Source organism: Citrobacter sp. LUTT5, from assembly GCF_009905315.1.
GTDB classification, from domain to species: Bacteria; Pseudomonadota; Gammaproteobacteria; order Enterobacterales; family Enterobacteriaceae; genus Citrobacter; species Citrobacter freundii.
This window is the reverse complement of the sequence record NZ_CP047606.1, coordinates 674,811-690,048: the sequence shown is the minus strand read 5'-3', so window position 1 is coordinate 690,048 and position 15,238 is coordinate 674,811. Positions and strand designations below refer to the sequence as shown.

The window sequence follows — 15,238 nt, the reverse complement described above, 5'->3', positions numbered from 1 at the left end:
GTAAGGATTGCCATGAATACCTGCAAGGTCGTGGCCTATGGATGTGGGCTACTGTTGTCATTTTCCACTCTGGCCGTCGAATTCAACCTGAATGTACTGGATAAATCCATGCGTAGCAGTGTGGATCTCTCACTACTAAAAGATGATCTCTCAATTGCCCCTGGGAACTACTTTGTCACAATTGCTGTGAATAAAAACCAAATCTCCTCTGGCCGCCAACTGAGCTGGGGGAAAAAAGGTGAAGGTGTTGCAGTCTGTATTCCTACCGATCTTGCCGAGCAATTGGGGTTAAAAGAGAAAATTTTACGTTCCCTGCCAATGCAGAACAATTGCGTAGATTTCACCGCATACGCCGACATTGCGTTTACGCTAGACATTGCGAATCAACACCTGGATATTAGTATTCCGCAAGTATTAATGGCATGGAAATCAGAGAGCTGGATGCCGCCATCCACCTGGGATCACGGCGTAAATGGCTTGCTCTTCGACTACAACTTATTTGCCAGCACTTATCGTCCCGATCGGGGTAAAAGTACAGAAAATATAAACTCCTACGGTGCTGCTGGCCTGAATATGGGCGCATGGCGCTTACGTAGCGATTACCAAATCAGTCAGAACCGCAATGAAAAAAACACCCAAACGACACGGAGCATTTCGCGTACCTATCTTTTTCGCCCTCTCCCTTCTCTGGGCGCCAAACTCACACTGGGAGAAACTGATCTAAGTTCCAATATCTTCGACGGTTTTTCCTATAATGGCGCTGCACTGGCAAGCGACGATCGCATGCTGCCGTGGGAATTACGTGGCTATGCCCCACAAATCAGCGGTATCGCACAAACCAATGCGACCGTCACCGTCAGCCACTCCGGTCGCGTTATTTATCAAACAAAGGTTGCCCCTGGCCCCTTTGTCATTACCGATCTCAACCAATCGGTACAGGGTACGCTAGATGTTAAAATCACCGAAGAAGATGGCAGAACCAATACGTTTCAGGTTTCTGCAGCATCCACGCCCTTCTTGACCCGCGAGGGGCAGGTCCGTTACAAAATCGCGGCAGGCCGTGCACGTCCGGACATCTCGCATCATGTGATCGATGAGACCTTTGCCAGTGGAGAAGCCTCGTGGGGAATATTGTCCAATACCTCGCTGTATGGCGGGATCCTCGCAGGAGGCAGCGATTATCGCTCTGCGGCACTCGGCATTGGGCAGAATATGCTATGGCTGGGCGCGCTTTCATTTGACGTTACACGTGCCAGCAGCACTTTCGATGATGGTCATCAAGAAAACGGTCTCAGTTACCGACTGAACTACAGCAAACGCTTTGATGCGACAAACAGCCAGATTTCACTTGCGGCATATCGTTTCTCCGAACGTGAATTTCATAGCTATGCCAACTTTATCGCCCATCAGTACAACAATGCTGATACGCAGGACGAAAAGCAGACCGTAAGCATCGCCTTCAACCAGCCGATCGATCCTTTGCGGATGAATTTGTACGTCAGCGCACTACGCCAGCAATGGTGGGATGGCGACAGCTCTACTACCGCATCCGTAACTGCCGGATTTAACTTTGATGTCGGTGAGTGGAAAGGTTTATCGCTATCGACATCCTTCAGCACAACGCACTACGAAGAGAGTGATAACGATAAGCAGGTCTATGTTTCGCTCTCCGTTCCCTTCGACTTTGGTCGGCGGTTGAATTACGACATGCGCAATAGCAGCAACACCACTAACACTCTCTCATGGAATGATTCCTCCGATCCCCGTAATACCTGGGGCGTTTCCGCAGGAACCGCCACCGACAAGCCAGATAACGGCGCGCAATTCAGGGGCAACTACCAGCATACTACCCCTGCGGGCGAGCTACAGTTCTCCGGAAGCTATGCTGCCAGCGACTACACCTCTGTCAGCGCCAGTTGGAGCGGTTCAATGACAGCCACGGGCAAAGGTATTGCCTTGCATCGTCGCAGTTTTGGTAATGAACCTCGAGTTATGATCGGTACAGATGGCGTGGCCGATATACCTGTTCAGGGAGATAGCAATCGCACCAACCGCCTCGGCTATGCGGTTGTACCGATGATATCCAGTTATCAACCCTCAACCATCGCCGTCAACATGAACGATCTCCCTGACGGCGTTACCGTTGATGAAACGATCACCCGCCAAACCTGGACGGAAGGAGCTATCGGTTACAAAGCGCTGATATCCCGTGCAGGCAAAAATATTACCGTCGCCATCAGAATGGAAAATGGAGACTACCCGCCACTTGGCGCGATCGTTCGGCATATTGCCAGCAATACCGAAGTAGGAATGGTCAGTGAAGAAGGTCATGCCTGGCTTGGTGGTGTCGACAGTGGGCAACACTTTACAGTTCAATGGGGTGATAAAAAGACATGCACCTTCGCATTACCAGACACATTAGATATCACCACGCAAAACCTTATTTTACCTTGTCATTAATTAAGGATGAAAAATGACATTATTTAAAAAATTGCCAATAGTACTATTCGCCTTATCACTCACCTCTCAGGCGGCAATTCAACCTGACAGAACGCGGATAATATTTAACGGCAACGAAAAGGCCAGCAGCCTGAAAATCGAAAACCAGAGCAAGCAGCTGCCCTATCTGGCCTATTCATGGATTGAAGATGAAAAAGGTAATAAGGACGACACCTTTCTGGTTGCCCTGCCTCCAATCCAACGCTTAAATCCCAGCGCAATTTCACAAGTGAGGATCGTTAAGCAGGATAAAGCTCGCTCACTACCTCAGGATCGGGAAACGCTGTTCTATTTTAATGTCCGTGAAATTCCGCCTGCGCCAGAAAATAAGGGAAGCAATGCCATTGTGCAGATGGCCCTGCAATCTCGATTGAAATTGTTCTGGCGTCCAGCGGCTTTGAAGAAAAAGCCGGGTACTGAAGTTGAACTTCAGCTCAAAGTTAGCCAACAGGGAAATACGCTGTTGGTTAATAATCCTACCGCCTACTACATTACGTTGGCTTTTTTTGGCAAAGACAGCAAAAGCCAATTGTCAGGCTTTAGCAGTAAGATGATTGCCCCTTTTTCCTCTGTCACATTAAATGCCGGCGGTTATAACGGAAATGCGTTCGCACTAGGATATATGGATGATTATGGCGGACTGCGCATGCTGAACGTGAAATGCCATGGTCAATGCGATCTTATCGTGCCGGAGGCCAGAAAATGATCCGCACGCTACGGTTATTTCTGCTGTTAATATTCATCGCGCTCCCTTTTCGTTCAGCGCTGGCGGTTCACTGCTATCTGGGAGCCACCGGAGGTCCTGTTGAAGGTTATACCGCTATCGAGCCGTTTGCAGTCCCTAACAACGCCAAACCCGGGGACAAAATCTGGGAAAGTAATGATATAAAAATTCCCGTGTACTGTGATAACGCCACTTCCGATGATGGATATAGCGGTGAAAACGCCTATGCCTGGGTTAACCCCTATGCTTCTGTCAATGATACCTACTACCAGTTAGGTGTCACCTACGAAGGCGTTGATTATGACGCGACGCAAGGTGCTATCAGTATTGATACCCACCAGTGTATTGATAATCAGAAACTGAAGATCTATAACCCGGCGCAAATCAAAGCCAGCGGTTGGGAACATTATCTTTGCTCAGGTAATGCGGAAGATACACACTACTCGAGAACGTTTATCGCACGAATGCGCCTGTATGTAAAAGTCATCTCTATGCCTCCCCATGACTACACCAGTAGTATCGGCGATTATATTCTTGTGCAGTTTGATGGTGTTGGTGGTATCAACGTCAGCCCGGATGCCGCTAACCTGAAATATCATGTCACTGGATTAGATCAAATTCGAGTACTGGACTGTAGCGTAAAATTCAACATCTATCCGGAAAATCAGACCATTGACTTTGGCACCTTTAATAATATGGAAATCAATGCCAAAACCATGACCAAAAGTTTCTCCATCAAGACTATAAAGAATTTAAATGCAGACAGTGGATGTACTGATACATTCAAAGTTTCATCTTCATTCTATACTACTGAAGAATTAGCAGAAGATGATACTTCACTGAGAATAGGTAATGGCTTGCAATTAAAAATCCGTAATATGGAAGATAATACACTCTCCACCTACAACGCGTACGCAGAGTATGCCGAATTTGATACGGAATTATTGACCAGAGAGAAAAGTTATCAAGCAGAGTTAAGTCAAGTCGCTGGCGAGGCCGTTCAGACCGGACCATTTGAAACGGTAGTGTTATTTAAAATTAACTACAACTAAACAAAAAAAAGCCGATGGCATTGCATCGGCTTTTCTTCACCATGGCACTGTACGATTAGCTGGCTTTGCGCTCGTGCGCCTGACGGTAAGCCACCAGGTCTTCGATAGTCACCACCGCCATATTATGCTTGCCGGCAAATTCGATGCACTCTGGCGCACGCGCCATGGTGCCATCGTCGTTGGTCAGTTCGCACAGCACGCCTGCCGGTTTAAACCCTGCCAGCGTCATCAGGTCGATGGTCGCTTCAGTATGACCACCGCGGGTCAACACGCCGCCAGCCTGAGCACGCAGCGGGAAAACGTGCCCCGGACGGTTAAGATCGGAAGGTTTGGCGCCATCCTTAATTGCCGCACGCACCGTAGTCACACGGTCCGCAGCGGAAACACCGGTGGTCACGCCCTCTGCTGCTTCAATGGTCACGGTAAAACCGGTGCCGTAAGCGCTGGTATTATTTTCCACCATCATTGGCAGATCGAGCTGTTTGCGTCGGTCTTCAGTGATGCACAGGCATACAATACCGCTACCGTGACGGATGGTCAGCGCCATCTGTTCTACGGTCATGGTCTCTGCCGGGAAAATCATATCGCCTTCGTTTTCGCGATCTTCATCGTCAAGCACCATCACACCGCGTCCTTCACGCAGCGCAGACAGCGCATGTTCAACACGTTCGAAAGCCGTACCAAAAGAGGAAAGTAGCGTCTGATTCATGGTAAAAAAACCTCACTAAAATTATGGTTACCAGAATCAGGGCAGTCTTAGGAGTACCGTCTAAGCGGCAAAAAAATAACGTGAGCGGGTCCATGCCCGACTGGATCGTTACTCTCTCCCATCCGGACTCTAACCGTCGGCCCCGGAATTACACCGGATCTGCTGACCTTTTTGCCGTAACAAAAAGCGCTCGCGGGCTTTCAACATCAGTTGATTTACCGCCGGTGGGGAATTTCGCCCCGCCCTGAGAATAAGCGGGTTAACTATAACGCTATTGATTACCTTCATCAACGCCTTTACTCGTCTTAGCTTCACACAATTCTGGTTTATGCCTGTGCCAGTTCGCACTACAATAGGCAGCAACACGTACCAGTTCAGGGAAACCACAATGATTGACCCGAAAAAAATTGAGCAGATTGCTCGTCAGGTTCACGAGTCGATGCCGAAAGGGATCCGCGAGTTTGGCGAAGACGTCGAGAAGAAAATTCGTCAAACGCTGCAGTCACAGCTGACCCGTCTGGATCTGGTAAGCCGTGAAGAATTCGATGTACAGACTCAGGTTTTATTGCGCACACGTGAAAAGCTGGCGCTGCTTGAGCAACGTCTGACTGAGCTGGAATCGCGTGAAAAAACGGCAGAAGTTAAACCTGCCCCCGCGATCCCGTCAGTCGATCCGCAAGAGTAAAACGACAACGGGCCGCAAGGCCCGTTTTTCTGTTAGTGTTCCAGTTCTAGCTTCCTGGCTTCCGTCGCCTGCTGGCAGTACAGCGCATAGCGTTTGCAAAACCAGCTTCGATGTTCTTCATCCATGTTCCCGGTTATCGCCTGGATATCAACGGGATGGCCCTCAGCCTGCATTCTGGCAAAACTACGGGCCAGGAAATCGAAATTGTTCATTGAATACATATTGCTGTTCATGAGCATACCCTCCAGTTATTGAATATCTGCTAAGGCCATATGCTTTTTCTAATTTCAGTATTTCCCTGGATACGAAGTTATTCTGTACATATTGTGCGCAAAAAAACCGCCTGCTTCACAGTTTCCTACGAAATCTAAGAGGGGGATGAGCCCCTTTTCGGATTAAAGACCAGGGTAACGCATGTTATTGTAACGTCATGTAAAAGTAAGAGGTAAAACCATTACTTTTGACACGGACAGGGAACGCAGTAACAGGAGGAAACAACTTGGCATTATTCACGGATTACAACAGCCCCTACCTGTTTGCTATTTCATTTGTACTGTTGATTGGTCTACTGGAAATCATCTCTCTTATTTTTGGCCATTTTCTTTCAGGTGCGCTTGATGCTCACCTCGAACATTACGATGCCCTGACTTCCGGCAATATCGGCCAGGCGCTTCACTATCTCAATATCGGGCGGATCCCGGCACTGATCGTGCTGTGTTTACTCGCTGGCTTCTTTGGACTCTTCGGTATCCTCCTTCAGCATGGCTGGGTCACGCTGTGGCAAGCACCGCTCAGCAACCTGCTGCTTGCTCCGGTGAGTTTTATTCTTGCCGTCTTCGCCGTGCATTACAGCGGAAAAATCATTGCTCCCTGGCTGCCGCGGGATGAAACCACCGCCCTCGCTGAAGATGAATTTATCGGCAGCATGGCGATTATTACCGGACATTCCGCAAGTGCCGGAACCCCCTGCGAAGGCAAATTTACCGATAAGTTCGGGCAGACTCACTATGTGCTGCTGGAGCCTGAAGCGGGCAAAGAATTCAAAAAAGGAGACAAGGTGCTGATTATCTGCCGACTCTCCGCAACGCGTTACCTGGCCGAGCTAAACCCCTGGCCGACTGTTTTATAATTTTATACAGAGGGATCTTATAGATGGATGATGTTTTTGGCATGTTACCTTCATGGATGTTTACCGCCATTGTGGCGGTGGTCGTCTTAGTAATTATCGGGATTATTTTTGCCCGCCTGTATCGCCGCGCATCTGCTGAACAGGCGTTTGTGCGTACCGGCCTTGGTGGACAAAAAGTGGTAATGAGCGGCGGCGCAATTGTCATGCCTATCTTCCACGAAATTATTCCTATCAACATGAACACCCTCAAACTTGAGGTGAGCCGTTCAACTGTCGACAGTCTCATCACCAAAGACCGTATGCGCGTGGATGTCGTCGTCGCCTTTTTCGTGCGTGTAAAACCGTCTGTTGAAGGGATTGCTACCGCCGCACAGACGCTGGGACAGCGGACGCTGTCACCAGAGGATTTACGTGTGCTAATAGAAGATAAGTTTGTTGATGCCCTACGTGCCACTGCGTCGCAGATGACCATGCATGAACTGCAGGATACGCGTGAAAACTTCGTTCAGGGCGTACAAAATACCGTCGCGGAAGACCTGTCCAAAAACGGCCTGGAACTGGAGAGCGTTTCACTCACCAACTTTAACCAGACCGAAAAAGTCCATTTCAACCCGAATAACGCCTTTGATGCCGAGGGTCTGACCAAGCTGACCCAGGAAACAGAACGCCGTCGTCGCGAACGTAACGAAGTCGAGCAGGACGTAGAAGTTGCCGTTCGTGAGAAAAACCGTGATGCGCTGGCACGCAAGCTGGAAATCGAACAGCAGGAAGCCTTCATGACGCTCGAGCAGGAGCAACAGGTGAAGACCCGCACGGCCGAGCAAAACGCCAAAATTGCCGCCTTCGAAGCCGAACGTCATCGTGAAGCTGAGCAGACGCGCATTCTTGCCGAACGCCAGATTCAGGAAACAGAAATCGAGCGCGAACAGGCGGTGCGATCCAGAAAAGTCGAGGCCGAGCGTGAAGTTCGCATTAAAGAAATCGAACAACAGCAGGTAACGGAGATTGCTAATCAGACAAAATCTATCGCCATTGCCGCCAAGTCCGAACAGCAGTCTCAGGCTGAAGCACGCGCTAACGATGCGCTAGCCGAAGCGGTTCGCGCCCAGCAGAACGTAGAAACCACCCGCCAGACCGCAGAAGCGGATCGAGCCAAACAGGTGGCGTTGATTGCCGCAGCGCAGGATGCAGAAACTCAGGCGGTTGAACTGACCGTCCGGGCAAAAGCGGAAAAAGAAGCCGCAGAATTGCAGGCGGCAGCAATTGTTGAACTGGCCGAAGCCACGCGGAAAAAAGGTCTGGCGGAAGCCGAAGCCCAGCGTGCGCTGAACGATGCCATCAACGTGCTTTCCGACGAACAGACCAGTCTGAAATTTAAGCTGGCCCTGCTGCAGTCCCTGCCAGCAGTCATTGAGAAATCCGTTGAGCCAATGAAGTCTATCGATGGGATCAAGATTATCCAGGTTGATGGTCTGAATCGTGGCGGCGCCGTCGGTGAAGTGACCGCAGGTAACGTAACCGGAGGGAATCTGGCTGAGCAGGCATTATCCGCCGCCCTTGCCTATCGTACACAAGCGCCGCTGATTGACTCGCTGTTAAATGAAATTGGTTTGTCCGGCGGTTCGCTGTCGGCACTGGCCGATCCGCTGAAAAACAGTCCACAGCCTGTTGAGAAAACGACTGAAGAATAAGAAACAGAAATGCCGGATGGCAACGCTTACGCGTTTTATCCGGCCTACAACCTCGTAGGCCGGGCACCGCCATCCGACAAACATTCCAATTGTTATTTATCGCTGTCTTTCTGGATCTTCTTGATGATATTGGTCGTTGAGCAGCCATCTTCGAAGTTCAGCACCAGCACTTCACCGCCGTTCGCCCATACCTCTTTGCTGCCCGCAATATCTTCTGGCTTATAGTCACCGCCTTTGACCAGCAGATCCGGCAGGATGCCGGCGATCAGACGCTGCGGTGTATCTTCTTCAAAAGAGACCACCCAGTCGACGGATTCCAGCGCGCCCAGCACGATCATGCGCTGTTCCAGCGGGTTGACCGGACGCGTTTCGCCTTTCAGACGTTTGGTCGACGCATCGCTGTTTACCGCCACGATCAGGCGATCGCCCAGCTTGCGCGCATTTGCCAGATAGGAAACGTGGCCCGCATGCAGGATGTCAAACACGCCGTTAGTCATCACCACTTTCTCACCGCGCTTGCGGGCGCTGGCAACGGCCTGTTTCAGCTCAGATTCGCTCATCACGCCAAAACCAGTATCAGCCCGACCACGCACCGCGTTTTCCAGTTCAATCGGAGAAACGGTGGAGGTTCCCAGTTTACCAACCACAACACCGGCTGCAGCGTTGGCAAAATAGCACGCCTCTTCCAGTGTGTTACCCGCCGCCAGCGTCGCCGCCAGCACGCCGATTACCGTATCGCCCGCACCGGTCACGTCATACACTTCCTGCGCCTGCGTCGGCATATGCAGTGGCGATTTGCCCGGTTGCAGCAACGTCATCCCCTGTTCTGAACGGGTAATCAGCAGTGCGGAAAGGTCGAAATCAGCAATCAATTTCATGCCGCGCTCAACCAGTTCATCTTCGCTTTTGCATTTACCCACTACCGCTTCAAACTCAGACAAGTTCGGCGTTAGCAGCGTTGCGCCGCGGTAACGTTCAAAATCGGTCCCTTTCGGATCGATAAGTACCGGCACGCCAGCCTTACGCGCCAACGCAATCATCTGCTGCACGCTTGCCAGCGCGCCTTTGGCGTAGTCGGAAAGCACCAGAGCGCCAATAGAACCCAGCGCCTGATTAATACGCTCGTGCAGCGGCTGCGGATCCACGCCTTCAAAACCTTCTTCAAAATCCAGACGAATCAACTGCTGGTTGCGGGAAAGCACGCGCAGTTTGGTGATTGTCGGATGTGTCGGCACGGAAACGAAGTCGCATTTTACGTTCACATCCGCCAGCGTTTTGCTCAGCGCACGCGCCGCGTCGTCGATACCGGTCAAACCCACCAGACGGGAATTTGCGCCCAGAGAGGCAATGTTCATCGCCACGTTTGCTGCGCCACCGGGACGTTCTTCGATGGTATCGACCTTCACCACCGGAACCGGCGCTTCAGGTGAAATACGGCTGGTAGGGCCGTACCAGTAGCGATCCAGCATCACATCACCGACAACCATGACTCCTGCACGTTCAAACTCTGGCAGCGTTACTTTCATTCCTGTCTCCTGAGAGATTCTCTGAGGGTCTTAAAATTTGCGCGCGATAATAGCACACTTCACTCGGCAACCAGCCACTTCTGCCAGCTGTCACGCACTAGCGTACGTTCAGCGTCAAAGTGCTCCAGCGCCACATGGCCCGGAAGTTCCTGCAACGCAAGATGGTGAAGTTCATCACGCAACGTCGTATAAGCACGGGTAAGCGCCAGCGCTTCCTGCTCGTCCATAATGTCGTTTTGCGCCAGTAATTCCAGAATGCGCACATTATCCGACCAGCGCGTCAGCTTCGGTTTTTCATGCGCATAGCGCAACACCAGATACTGCGTAATAAACTCAATGTCTGTGATGCCACCCTCATCCGCTTTAATATCAAAACGATCCCGATGCTTATTGCCCAAATGGGCGCGCATTTTCTCACGCATTTCACGCACATCGGTCTGCAAGGTTTTCCCATCACGGACGAGGGTCATGATATCGCGACGAATCGCATCAAACTGAGAGGTCAACTGCGGGTCACCATATACCACACGAGCACGCACCAGCGCCTGATGCTCCCACGTCCAGGCTTCGTTGCGCTGGTAATCGGCGAAAGCGTCGGTTGATGTCACCAGCATTCCCGCCGCGCCGGATGGACGCAGACGCGCATCCACTTCGTACAAAATACCGGACGAGGTGCGGGTGCTGAAAAGGTGCATAATGCGCTGCGACAGACGCAGATAGAACTGTCGCCCGTCAATCTCACGCTCACCGTCCGTCATCACGTCCATCGGGCAATCATGCAGGAAGATCAAATCAAGATCCGAACTGTAACCCAGTTCCCAGCCACCCAGTTTGCCATAGCCGACGACGGCAAAACCGCGCCCCTCACGTTCGCCAAGATGGGTAGGTTGGCCGTAGCGAGCAACCATCTGCGTCCACGCCTGCTGGACTACCGCATCAATAATCGCTTCCGCCAGCCAGGTTAAATGGTCGCTCACCTTCATCACCGGCAGCGTACCGGCGATATCAGCCGCGGCAATACGCAGTAGCTGCGTTTGCTTAAACTGGCGCAGTGCCTCCAGTTGCTGCTCTTCGTCATCTTCCGGCACACGCAGCAAATACTGGCGCAGCTCATCACGGTAGGCGTCCGTCGCGGTAGGTTGATACAGGGTATTCGGATCCAACAGTTCATCGAGCAACAACGGATACCGCGCCAGCTGGCTGGCGACCATCGGCGAGGCCGCACAGAGCGAAATCAAATGCTTCAGCGCCCCGGGGAATTCGCTCAGCAGTTCCAGATAGGTCGTGCGGGTCACAATACCCACCAGCAGCGGGGTAATGCGTGACAGCGGGACTGAGGCGTCGTCACGCGTACAGACATCGCTCAGCAGATGCGGCATTAAATGATCCAGCACCTGTCGTCCGCGTGGGCCAATAGTGCGTTTATCCAGCTCTTTGCGGAAATCAGCAATCAGAGACAGCACGCGCCGCCGATCGTCATCCGCCAGATGCGTCAGCACTGGCGTGGTGTCATCTTCCTGTAAGGCGTCCTGCCACAATTCGCGCCACTGTTCTGAGAGCGACTCTTCCTGGGTTTCAGCTTCGTCATCGCCAATCAGCTCGTTGAAGACCCGGCGCACATTGTCCATATGATTGGTCAGCACATCGGTTAACTGCTGCCAGTCATCAACGTTCATCCCCCACGCCAGCCGCGCGCGATTCAGTTCATCACCCGGCAGCGTCTGGGTCTGCTCATCATTGATACTTTGCAGCAGGTTTTCCAGGCGGCGTAAATAGAGATAGGCTGCGCGCAGTTGTTCCGCGTCGGTATCAGAAAGCAAGTGCAGCGCATTGATGGCGCTAAGCGTCGGTAACAGCGAGCGGGATTGCAGCGATGGCTCGCGCCCACCGCGAATCAGCTGGAATACCTGCACGATAAATTCGATTTCACGAATGCCGCCCGCCCCCAGCTTGATGTTGTCTTTCAGGCCACGACGGCGTACTTCACGCGCAATCATCCCTTTCATGTTACGCAGCGACTGGATCACGCTGAAATCAATATAGCGACGGAAGACAAAAGGCCTCAGCATGGCACGAAGCTCGCTGACGTATGTACCGTCGGCATCGCCCATAATGCGGGCTTTAACCATCGCATAGCGTTCCCAGTCGCGCCCTTGTTCCTGGTAATAATCCTCCAGCGCGGAGAAGCTCAGCACCAGCGGGCCGCTGTCGCCAAACGGGCGTAAACGCATATCCACCCGATAGACAAACCCATCCATTGTGGGCTGATCCAGCACTTTGATAAGCCGCTGGCCCATACGGGTAAAGAACTGCGCGTTATCCAGCTCGCGACGCCCACCCTGTGTGCTGCCGTGTTCCGGCCAGGCAAAAATCAGGTCGATATCGGAGGAAAAATTCAGCTCGCCGCCGCCCAGTTTCCCCATGCCTAAAATCAGCAGCGGCTGCGCCACACCTTCAGGATTACACGGCGTTCCCCATTCGCGACAGCAGGCTGCGTACAACCAGTCGCGCGCGGCGACGATCAACGTTTCAGCCAGATGACTTAGCTGCTGCAAAATACTCTCTTCGGTCACCAGCGACAGCGTCTGTGCCCAGGCGATACGCACCATAATGCGACGGCGAAACAGGCGTAACTCACGCATCAGTGTGTGTTCGTCACTAACGTCAGCCAATGCTTGCTGTAACCAGTTGGCATAGTGTTGCCATTCATCCGCCAGGGGTGGAGTGCTTTCCAGCTCAGCCAGCCATTCGGGATGGGCAATAATGCTGTCACGGACAAAATCACTGAATGTAAGTACTGACTTCGCCTGAACGCTAAGCGAGGACTCAGATATTGCTGCTGGCAGCCGCTCAACAACGGTCGGCCAGTACTGCTGTAACGGTGAAGAGAGCTGCTTCATTTACGGGTTATCCTTTGAATGGTGCCGGATGCGTCTTTTCGCCTTATCCGACCTACATGACAGTTACACACATCGCGTAGGCCTGATAAGCGCAGCGCCATCAGGCATCCCGGCCTCGGCCCTGATTATCGTTTTCCGCTGTGCAGCCAGAACGGTTCCAGCGCGATCGCCTCGTTGCGGAAGTGTTCAATTTCAATATATTGGTTGGCCGCAATGGCGCGACGTAAGCCCTGCCAAGTAGCGATCCATTCTGATGCGACATTTTCGTCGTAGTATCCCGCCAGCATCAGCATGCTATCAATGTTACGCGTCAAACGTGGAAGCTGATCGGCGTACTGATCGCCCAACGGCTGCGCAAAAGCGGTTTTCAGCTCAGCGGCATGGCGTGAAAGATGGGTATCAGAGAAGCGCTTAAAGGAGTCGGCAATTTTGCCCTGCGCCTTCGCATCCAGGAACGGCTGCCATCCTTTGGTCACCAGCCATTCGGTCAGCGCCAGCTTGGCCATTGCCGTTTGCGTACTGTAAACCGCCGAAATAGCAGAAACGTCCGACGCAATGATCGCTTCCGATTGGGTCAGTAAATCACGTAAGTGAGCGCTCGCTTTTCGTGGCACATTACCGCCAAACAACATCAGAATGTGACGCACCAGCCCCATTGCCGCCAGCACCTCGGCTTTCGCCCCTTTAACGCCGCGTACCCACAGCTCTTCGTGGTACTGCCACTGTGATAATGCCAGCTCCAGCGCCGCTTCCAATCCCTGCTCAATGCTCGCCTTCGCCGGAACCTTCAAAATCCGCGTCGGTTTGAGTTCGCGCGGCGCATTCCCCAGGGCCAAATGATAACCGCGCGCGGCTTTGCTCAAACTGCCCTGGCGTAAACCGGTTTGCGAAACCAGCTGGTTTGCCAGCTTCAGTACCGCACGGGTATCGCCGCTTAGCAGTTCAAGTTCAAGCTCACAGATAGGTTCTGCAAACTCGCCCGCTTTCACTTCCCCCACATCGAGGGCCATTTCAATCCGGCTGCCATCAACATCAACCAACCATTTCTCACGGAAAAAATCGGTGCTGAACAACGGCTGCACTTGAGAAGCAAGTTCAGCGGGCAGTTTGCCATCAGGCCAGACTTCCGTTGGGAACAAGGCGAGATCCAGCTCAGGCGCGTCCAGCGCAACGTTAAACTCCGGTCGCTGATGCAGGCCGCCCGTTACGCGTCCGGCGATTTTCATGGTCATTTCGTAATGACCGTTTTCACCGCGAATACGCAGCCCCATATCGTGACCACGCAACCACGCATCCGGCGTTTCGTAGTAAATATTCAGCAACTGGCTGGGTGCATGATGCTCTCCCCCCAGCGTATTCAGACGTTCACGTAGCGCATCGACAGCGTCACTATTAACGATAAATTTTAATTCGATTTCCTGGGCCATGGTCTTGTACTTATGGGTTATGTCACAGTTGAGAAAACTGACTGCGAACTAAGTTCGTTCTTTATGGTCAGTAGATAGTATTTTGCGCCAAATTGCCATGCAACGAGCAATTTGACGGGCGTAAAAGTTTCGAGTGGTGGCAAAAAGGACACAGATGATTCCGATTGATGTCGAATGCTTTGCGTAGAGACACTGATGCCACTACTATCGTTCCACTTTCTATGACAATAACGACAGCCTGATGCCAAAATTACGCCTGATTGGATTAACTTTACTCGCACTTAGCGCCACTGCAGTCTCTCATGCCGAAGAAAAGCGCTATGTCTCTGACGAACTGAACACCTGGGTCCGCAGCGGTCCGGGAGATAATTATCGCCTCGTGGGTACGGTTAACGCCGGCGAGGAAGTCACGCTATTACAGACCGATGCCAATACTAATTACGCCCAGGTGAAAGACAGCACCGGACGTACCGCCTGGATCCCACTGAAAGAGCTGAACAGTACGCCGAGCCTGCGTACCCGCGTTCCCGACCTGGAAAACCAGGTTAAGATCTTGACCGATAAGCTCAATAATATCGATACCACATGGAATCAGCGTACCGCCGACATGCAGCAAAAGGTAGCGCAGAGCGACAGCGTGATTGACGGGCTGAAACAAGAAAACCAGAAGCTGAAGAACGAACTTATCGTGGCGCAAAAGAAGGTGAGCGCAGCCAACCTTCAGCTTGATGACAAGCAGCGTACTATCATCATGCAATGGTTTATGTATGGCGGCGGCGTGCTGGGTCTTGGTCTGCTGCTCGGTCTGGTTCTGCCACACATGATCCCAAGCCGTAAACGCAAAGATCGCTGGATGAACTGAATCGCCTTCTCCGCCACACTGACATATGATTAAG

At 52.1% G+C, this 15,238-nt stretch carries 12 protein-coding genes and 1 riboswitch; of the genes, 7 read left to right on the top strand and 5 right to left on the bottom strand.

Annotated features, from left to right (window positions below):
- The first annotated feature begins 12 nt into the window (after positions 1-12).
- The 3 genes from GUC46_RS03340 to GUC46_RS03330 are packed head-to-tail and all read left to right on the top strand — an operon-like array spanning position 13 to position 4,275.
- Positions 13-2,460 carry a fimbria/pilus outer membrane usher protein gene (locus GUC46_RS03340; protein ID WP_160179741.1) on the top strand — a complete coding sequence of 816 codons (2,448 nt, stop codon included), beginning with the start codon at positions 13-15 and terminating at the stop codon, positions 2,458-2,460.
- A 13-nt stretch (positions 2,461-2,473) separates the two neighbouring features.
- On the top strand, positions 2,474-3,205 hold the full coding sequence (locus GUC46_RS03335; protein ID WP_160179739.1) for a molecular chaperone: 732 nt from the start codon (positions 2,474-2,476) through the stop codon (positions 3,203-3,205).
- A complete protein-coding gene (locus tag GUC46_RS03330) occupies positions 3,202-4,275 on the top strand; it encodes a type 1 fimbrial protein (protein WP_071684667.1) in 1,074 nt (357 codons plus the stop codon). Before GUC46_RS03335 ends, GUC46_RS03330 begins: the two co-directional genes overlap by 4 nt.
- Before the next feature lie 55 nt (positions 4,276-4,330).
- Here GUC46_RS03330 and ribB read toward each other — a convergent pair whose 3' ends face one another.
- Positions 4,331-4,984: a 3,4-dihydroxy-2-butanone-4-phosphate synthase gene (gene ribB / locus GUC46_RS03325; protein ID WP_003838130.1), complete on the bottom strand. Its 654-nt coding sequence runs from the start codon at positions 4,982-4,984 to the stop codon at positions 4,331-4,333.
- Positions 4,985-5,090: 106 nt separating this feature from the next.
- Positions 5,091-5,240, bottom strand: a riboswitch (FMN riboswitch).
- 132 nt (positions 5,241-5,372) lie between these two features.
- Here ribB and ubiK point away from each other — a divergent pair.
- Positions 5,373-5,669, top strand: coding sequence for a ubiquinone biosynthesis accessory factor UbiK (gene ubiK / locus GUC46_RS03320; RefSeq protein ID WP_003024618.1), 297 nt, complete (start codon positions 5,373-5,375; stop codon positions 5,667-5,669).
- Between the two features lie 32 nt (positions 5,670-5,701).
- Here ubiK and glgS read toward each other — a convergent pair whose 3' ends face one another.
- The gene (glgS, locus tag GUC46_RS03315) at positions 5,702-5,908 is read right to left on the bottom strand and encodes a cell surface composition regulator GlgS (protein WP_019077704.1); all 207 of its coding nucleotides are present in this window, start codon (positions 5,906-5,908) and stop codon (positions 5,702-5,704) included.
- 260 nt (positions 5,909-6,168) lie between these two features.
- Here glgS and GUC46_RS03310 point away from each other — a divergent pair, with 260 nt between their 5' ends.
- Both GUC46_RS03310 and GUC46_RS03305 read left to right on the top strand, forming a co-directional pair.
- On the top strand, positions 6,169-6,798 hold the full coding sequence (locus GUC46_RS03310; RefSeq protein ID WP_044713705.1) for an OB-fold-containig protein: 630 nt from the start codon (positions 6,169-6,171) through the stop codon (positions 6,796-6,798).
- 23 nt (positions 6,799-6,821) lie between these two features.
- Positions 6,822-8,489 (top strand): flotillin family protein, encoded by a 1,668-nt coding sequence (locus tag GUC46_RS03305; protein WP_003838127.1) that lies wholly within the window; start codon positions 6,822-6,824, stop codon positions 8,487-8,489.
- A gap of 92 nt (positions 8,490-8,581) precedes the next feature.
- On the opposite strand, the gene hldE is transcribed toward GUC46_RS03305, so the two are convergent.
- From hldE to GUC46_RS03290, 3 genes are all read right to left on the bottom strand, one after another.
- Positions 8,582-10,015 carry a bifunctional D-glycero-beta-D-manno-heptose-7-phosphate kinase/D-glycero-beta-D-manno-heptose 1-phosphate adenylyltransferase HldE gene (gene hldE / locus GUC46_RS03300; RefSeq protein ID WP_003838125.1) on the bottom strand — a complete coding sequence of 478 codons (1,434 nt, stop codon included), beginning with the start codon at positions 10,013-10,015 and terminating at the stop codon, positions 8,582-8,584.
- A 59-nt stretch (positions 10,016-10,074) separates the two neighbouring features.
- A complete protein-coding gene (gene glnE, locus GUC46_RS03295; protein ID WP_130715106.1) occupies positions 10,075-12,915 on the bottom strand; it encodes a bifunctional [glutamate--ammonia ligase]-adenylyl-L-tyrosine phosphorylase/[glutamate--ammonia-ligase] adenylyltransferase in 2,841 nt (946 codons plus the stop codon).
- A gap of 125 nt (positions 12,916-13,040) precedes the next feature.
- Complete coding sequence (locus GUC46_RS03290) at positions 13,041-14,342, bottom strand: inorganic triphosphatase (RefSeq protein ID WP_044700902.1); 1,302 nt, start codon at positions 14,340-14,342, stop codon at positions 13,041-13,043.
- A gap of 241 nt (positions 14,343-14,583) precedes the next feature.
- Here GUC46_RS03290 and GUC46_RS03285 point away from each other — a divergent pair, with 241 nt between their 5' ends.
- Positions 14,584-15,204 (top strand): TIGR04211 family SH3 domain-containing protein, encoded by a 621-nt coding sequence (locus tag GUC46_RS03285; RefSeq protein WP_003024650.1) that lies wholly within the window; start codon positions 14,584-14,586, stop codon positions 15,202-15,204.
- Positions 15,205-15,238: the final 34 nt, after the last annotated feature.